Annotated in this window: 5 protein-coding genes and 1 tRNA gene; 2 read left to right on the top strand and 4 right to left on the bottom strand. The window is 33.9% G+C overall.

The window, feature by feature from the left end:
- A partial coding sequence (locus Q0505_RS09925) for an SDR family NAD(P)-dependent oxidoreductase (RefSeq protein WP_299212252.1) occupies nucleotides 1-146 on the bottom strand: 146 nt, incomplete at its 3' end.
- A 226-nt stretch (nucleotides 147-372) separates the two neighbouring features.
- A complete protein-coding gene (locus Q0505_RS09920; RefSeq protein ID WP_299212249.1) occupies nucleotides 373-516 on the bottom strand; it encodes a hypothetical protein in 144 nt (47 codons plus the stop codon).
- A gap of 185 nt (nucleotides 517-701) precedes the next feature.
- Here Q0505_RS09920 and Q0505_RS09915 point away from each other — a divergent pair, with 185 nt between their 5' ends.
- Together Q0505_RS09915 and Q0505_RS09910 are read left to right on the top strand one after the other, a co-directional pair.
- Entirely contained in the window at nucleotides 702-2,108 is a 1,407-nt protein-coding gene (locus tag Q0505_RS09915; protein WP_299212246.1) for an exonuclease domain-containing protein, read from the top strand.
- A 386-nt stretch (nucleotides 2,109-2,494) separates the two neighbouring features.
- Nucleotides 2,495-2,579 (top strand) — tRNA-Ser (locus tag Q0505_RS09910).
- Nucleotides 2,580-3,055: 476 nt separating this feature from the next.
- Here the strand turns inward: Q0505_RS09910 and Q0505_RS09905 are convergent.
- Both Q0505_RS09905 and Q0505_RS09900 read right to left on the bottom strand, forming a co-directional pair.
- Nucleotides 3,056-5,104: a discoidin domain-containing protein gene (locus tag Q0505_RS09905; protein ID WP_299212243.1), complete on the bottom strand. Its 2,049-nt coding sequence runs from the start codon at nucleotides 5,102-5,104 to the stop codon at nucleotides 3,056-3,058.
- A 234-nt stretch (nucleotides 5,105-5,338) separates the two neighbouring features.
- Nucleotides 5,339-6,489: hypothetical protein (locus Q0505_RS09900; RefSeq protein ID WP_299212241.1), on the bottom strand; the 1,151-nt coding region annotated here is incomplete at its 5' end.

Here is a 6,489-nt window from a genome sequence, read left to right as displayed (position 1 = left end):
TGATCCTCAAGTTTGTGTTTTTTAATCTCTTCTAAAAGTTTAGATTTTTGTTCCCAAACTTGAACACCTGCAATCACATGATGTCCTTTCTTAGCTAAACCTATAGCTGTTCCTTTTCCTAAACCAGAGCCAGCTCCAGTAATCATAATTTTTTTCATAGTGTAGTGATTTATTAGTGTAAAATTTGTGTAATTATTTGTTTTCCTTATCGCTGTCTAACTTGAACATTTTAAATTAATTATAGGATTAAAGTAGAAATCCACTTCTATATTATTTTATGTAAATGTCATCGCATAAAAAGGCAACATGATTTTTTCGTTGAAAAAAAGCAAATGGTATGTCATTCACTTTTTTTTAAGGGTTTACAGTGTATTATAATGTTCTTGATGGAGTACGGTATAAAATATTATCACATACTGCCAAAGTAGTTTCATAATCTGCATTTTTAGGTTTTACAGAAATAATTATTTTTCCTTCTTTTAGGTATTTTGCATATTCTGTAGATGCGATTATCATTTTACTTACACAAAGAACGTGATGATCAGCTAAGATTCAGTTACATAATTTTTACTAAAACTTTCAAAATTCTTTGAAATAACGAGATAAGTCTATTAAAATGAGAAGAATACTATCCGAAAAAATACTATGTGTGATTAATTCCTTTTTATTGGAATTATTCCTTATTACCCTATCTTTGCACAATGGATCTCTCTAATGCAAAGTATACGATCATAGATGTTGAAACCACAGGAGGCGTTCGCTATGGACGTATGACAGAAATTTGTATAATTACTATTAGTAATATGCAAGTTGTCGATGTCTACTCATCGTTAATCAATCCAGAAGAATACATCCCTAGAAACATCACAGCACTCACAGGCATCACTGATGAGATGGTTGCCGATGCGCCTAAATTTTATGAAATTGCAGATCTTATAGAAGAAAAAACAAAAGATGCCATCTTTGTCGCTCATAATGTCAATTTTGATTTTGGATTCTTAAAAAAGGAATTTGGAATTATAGGAGCTACATTTCAAAGAAAAAAATTATGCACGGTACGATTATCAAGAAAACTCATTCCAAATTTATATTCTTATAGTTTAGGTAACTTATGTAGATCTATTGGCATATCATTAAAAGGCGCGCATAGAGCAGAAGCAGATACAAGAGCAACAACAGAACTTTTTTTAAGGTTGGTCAACATTGACAAAGATTCCGATTTTTCAACCCTTAAAACATTTCTCAATAAATCATCCAGACAAGCAACCTTACCTCCCCATATTCCAACCGAAGATTTTGAGAAATTACCAAATTCGGCAGGCATTTATATATTCAGAGAAAAGTCAGGGAAAGAGATTTACGTGGGTAAAGCAATCGATATTAAAAAAAGGGTATTGTCGCATATCTATTCTAAAACTCAAAAGTCCATACAGCTTTGTACAGAAACCTATCATTTGGATTACGAAGAGACGGGAAACGAACTCACCGCTTTGTTATTAGAAGCAGAGTACATTAGACGGTTTTATCCAAAATACAATCGCGCTCAAAAAAGACCCACCAACACGTATCAGATTATTTCCTATGAGAATCAGCTGGGCGTTATTCAAATGGCGCTAGGAACGACAAAAAAAACCACCAACTCTGTACTGACGCTGTATAATAAACAAATAGGATTAGAAACGCTAGAACAACTATGTGAAGACCATGATCTCTGTCCAAAATACTGTTCTCTACAAACGACTCATAAAGGCTGTTCTCATTATAAAATTAAAAATTGCCAAGGAATCTGTTCAGGTAAAGAAAACGTAGCTGCATATAATACAAGAGTTCGCCTTGCCTTAGATGCCTTAGCATCGGTACAAGAAACCTATATCATTAAAGAAAAAGGGAGAACTTCATCAGAAACCTGTCTCATTCTTGTGGAAAATGGGGAGTATAAAGGCTATGGATTTATAGATCAAGAAGTATCCATTGCTGACTTTGATCAATTCGCAACACATATTAAACCTTTTAAAAACACCTATCATACTTCAAAGATCATTAGTGGGTATATGCGTAAAAACAATAAGGATACTATTATTAGACCCGCTGTGTGTGTTGTTGAGTAAATTTGTTGTAAGCCTCTGGTTACTTGTAGAGGTGTCTTATACGCTTTCGCGAAAGCGTACTTAGAAATTTATATTTTATCTAGTTGTTTTTATATAAGAGAGTTTATATCTCACTAGAAAAGAAAAATCTGCACTATTTTTACGAGTCTCTTTTACGGAGAATGAGGGGTTATTTTGAGTAATTCCAGAAGGGAGTCCTTTGTAAGCAGACCCATAACAATGTTAGGAGTTTAATATATTAGATGAATACTTTTTAATCTTGACAATAATAGTTGATGGAGTAGCATTTTAATTTTTTAAATATTTAGGAAGAAAAGATTTTTTAAAAAGGAAAAGGGTCTTATATTTGCACCCGCATTCAAGGAAATACCTTGATGAGGCACTCAGGAGAATTGGCAGAGTGGTCGAATGCGGCAGTCTTGAAAACTGTTGAGGGTCACACCTCCGGGGGTTCGAATCCCTCATTCTCCGCATAGAGCAAAGCTCGATTTCTGAATAGAAATCGGGCTTTTTGTTTTTTAAACGTCACGAGCAAGGTCGTGTAATATCAAATATAATTTAAAGGGAGCTCTAAAAAATTTGAATAATTTAGTGACCAGGTGAAATAGAAAATAAAAACATCGATTTAACTACGGTTTTATTTTCTACTGATATATGGATGCGATAGAAACAAATGAATAGGTTTGTTTTAATTTATAATTGGTATAATATGTAAAACCACCTCAAAAACTGTTACAATTCAATTAAATTTGATCTAATCATGCAAGCAAAAAACCCTTCAAATCTTAGATTCAAAGAGTTTTTAATTTGATATCCTTAGATATCTGGTAATAGCAAGATAATTTAACTAAGCAATCTAACTTTCTCTGCTATTAAAGAAAATTAAGACATTTTATCAAGGTGTAATAAACTCCCTTATATCTACATTTTCAATTTACAAATCTGATTTAGTTTTTGACCACCATAAATTTGTGAGTGATTAGCCTATTTTTCGCTTTAAGCTGAAGAAAGTAAACACCATTTTGTAAATTTTCAATAGTAAGTTCTTGGTCTATTAATCCTTTATCAGTATAATTTTCAGTTATAGATTGTATTATCCTTCCTTGCATATCGTAAATAGTATAATTTACAATGCTTTTATCATCAAGATAAAAATTGACTTTCATTTTGTCTGAGGCAGGATTTGGGCTGAGAATAAATTGGTCTGATAATGCTGGTGTTGTAGTTTCTAAATATAAAGCTGAGGTTTCAGTATCGGCAGATCTTTCAGAACTAGATGAGCTGTAAACCTTCATTTCTGCAATGTTACCAAAACCATTGTTAGGAGATAAGTACCTTATATATCTAGCAACAATCCCACTAACACTGCCTCCTGTTATATAGTAATCTCTGAAATTTAGATTTGCATTAGAGGGAACAGTATAAATGGTGCGGGCATTACTAAAGTTTGCGTTATCACTCACTTGAAACCTACCACCTCGCATTCTGTTTCCAAAGTTTCTTCGAGGTCTGTAGCGTATACAGGTTATATTTTGAAGGCTTCCAAGATCTAGACCTACCCATTGGTTATTTCCTGTAGGTGCATCAAAATAGGTATTGTTATTACTGTCAAACGCTTTGTCTCTCGTAGATGATCCATCCCAAGATCCCAGAGAACCTAGCACGGTGCCATAGATAGAATTTACACTGACAGTGCAAGAACTTGCACTATAAAAATTTTGTATAGGAAAATCATAATTATTATTTATTGTAAAAAAAGAAGTGCCAAATTTATCTGCGGCTAGTCCATATAGCATGGAAGAGTAGTCTATCCCTTGAATTTGATCTGAGTCCCAGTTAACCTCATCAAGACTGTATCTCCATAAAAGTTGGTTTCCATTACTCAAATTATAAATACCTTTTGAGCCGGCTAGCATTTGCTGTAAATCACTTTTTGCACTCTGCCTTATAGGGATGTAACCTGCAACAATATGTGGTGATACTACACGTGCAGGGTGATTATTAATATGATCTGCATTATACCCATATAGGGTATAATTGGTACCATTATAGGTTGCTGGGGAATTACCAGCTCCCAGTCCCCATTCATATCCGTTCAAATTAGGGTAATTCCCAGATATTTTCTCGTAATATAACTTATCTGCAGCCGCCATATTTGCCATATAACTTTTGTAAAGTGTGCTGTTATGAGCCCAAGAAGTTAGATAATAAGGAAATTGAACAGTAAAATCAGATTGAAATGCGTTGATATCGTCATAATCAGATAAGAGCTGATACCCCCAATAATTAGCATTTGCAAAATTATTCAACTGTTGCCAGACGTTCCAAGCACTAGTTCCAACTCCGCCAGCATTCCCCTCTGCTTCCATTGCTAGATAAGCCACAATCATATATTCATTAAACGGTAGGGCTGAGGTGCCTTGACCATTTCCGTTTCCATCAAGCTCTCTCCATATAGAACCTGTAGAAGGGTTGTTTATGGCGGCTGCCCAATCTACAGATAAGAATAACTCATCTGCATAAGAAGAAATCTCGGGATCGTTAAAATACTTTTTAGCAAAAAGAGCTCCCGCAGCAAGAAGGGCAGTATCTATGGTACTATACTCAGAATTCCACGCTTGATTACCAGTATCAATATCTATAAAGTGTCTATAAAATCCCTTACTATTCCGGTCTGGATTGAATCCTGCATTATACCCCAGAATTGTTCTTAAGGTTTGTCTTGCTAGATCTCGTGCGTATGTAATGTATCCAGCTTGATCTGCAACACATAAAGAAATGAGTCCTACCCCTGTATTTGCTACAGAGCAAGGGTGATAATCTGCACCGTTTATTATTTTAGAATCACGATAAACGCCGTTATACTGTCTCTGAGCGTCATAAAGATTATAGGTGTTTAATAAAAGTTGATCTGTAGAGATTTGTGCAGCTACTTCTGTAAAAAAGCTCTGTAAAATCAATATTATAGTTAAATTAAGAAGAAGTGATTTTTTCATAATGGTATCTTTTTAGTTCATATATGGGTATTTAGTCATTTTTTTTACCGCCTGCGGTATTTATACTTTTGGCAGTTAGCTCATTAAGTTTTATATGTGATAATTTTAATTCATTGAGATTTGGACGTACTTTGTAGACTAAGCAAGAAATCATACTTGTTGCTTAGCATTTATAACTAAATTTCAGGTACGCTTTCGCGAAAGCGCACTAGGTCATCAAAAAGAGTGTATTATCTATTGTGGCATAAACCTAAGATTATCTATGTAATAAATGTCTTGAGGTGTTCCATCTACTTCGGTCGCATTGAAAAATAATACAAGTGCTGTATTTCCGTTACCTTCAGCTCCGCTAAAGTCAAAGGTGTATTCAACCCATTCATTAAGAACAGTGATATCTGAAAAAACTTCTACTGGAGTTCCTCCTTCTAGTTTTGCAAGAATAGGCCCTGTCTCGGTAGCTAGAACTTTAATTTTAAATTGATTATTTACCGAAAGATCTATAGGTCCTCCAAAGTTGACTAATGTATTATCAAATGGGTCTGTACCATTGTCGGTGTACTGACCTACATTAGAACTTCTGTTATCACAACTTACATTAGGATTTTGAACAACTGGTGCATCTGTATTTGCTGGATTTGCACCTAAAAAATAGTTCTGCTGACAATCAAAATCACTAATAATGCTTAAATCTTGTGTTGTGTTTGCGCAATTTTCGACGATAACTCCACAAGCATTTGTGCTTTCTGTAAATCGTAAATCATCTATAAAATAAATATCTGTAGCTGTTCCATTTGTTTGTTCAAAATTAAAAAACAAAACTAATCTTGTATTACCATTGTTTATTGCTGGACTAAAATCGAACTTATAGTTTTTCCATTCTCCAACAACATCTATTGTTGCTCTAGATTCGTAAACAGTTCCTCCTTCTAGTTTTGCTAAAATTGGAGCTGTCATACTTGAATGAATTTTAATGTTAAATTCAGATTTTACAGATAAGTCGATTGCTTGATTAAAATCTATCAATAAATTATCAAAAGGCTCTGTTCCATTGTCTGTGTATTGCCCAACAAGTTCTCCCATATTTACTGTATTGGGATTTGGGTTTTCCACTTTTATAACTGCTGGATTTGCAGGATCTAAATTCAAATCATAATTTTCCTGACATTCAAAATCGTTAATGATACTTAAATCTTCAGCAACTCCATCACAAGGATCTACAAATTCTTCAAAACGTAAATCATCTATATAATAAAGATCTTCTGCAGTTCCATTTGTAGCTCCTGCATTAAAGAAAAGTAACATTTGCGTATTTCCGTTTGCAACAGCATCTTTAAAATTGAATGTATATTCTACCCATCTGTTTAAAACAGTAATTGGTTTTGAAA

The sequence above is a fragment of the uncultured Dokdonia sp. genome (genome assembly GCF_937910895.1).
GTDB lineage: Bacteria > Bacteroidota > Bacteroidia > Flavobacteriales > Flavobacteriaceae > Dokdonia.
The sequence above is the reverse complement of the archived record's forward strand: the minus strand, read 5'-3'. Positions and strand labels throughout refer to the sequence as shown.

Bases quoted from the DNA above. Each gene is read 5' to 3' on its own strand.
- Q0505_RS09920 (WP_299212249.1), bottom strand. From the start codon at position 516: ATGATAATCGCATCTACAGAATATGCAAAATACCTAAAAGAAGGAAAA.
- Q0505_RS09915 (WP_299212246.1), top strand. From the start codon at position 702: ATGGATCTCTCTAATGCAAAGTATACGATCATAGATGTTGAAACCACA.
- Q0505_RS09905 (WP_299212243.1), bottom strand. From the start codon at position 5,104: ATGAAAAAATCACTTCTTCTTAATTTAACTATAATATTGATTTTACAG.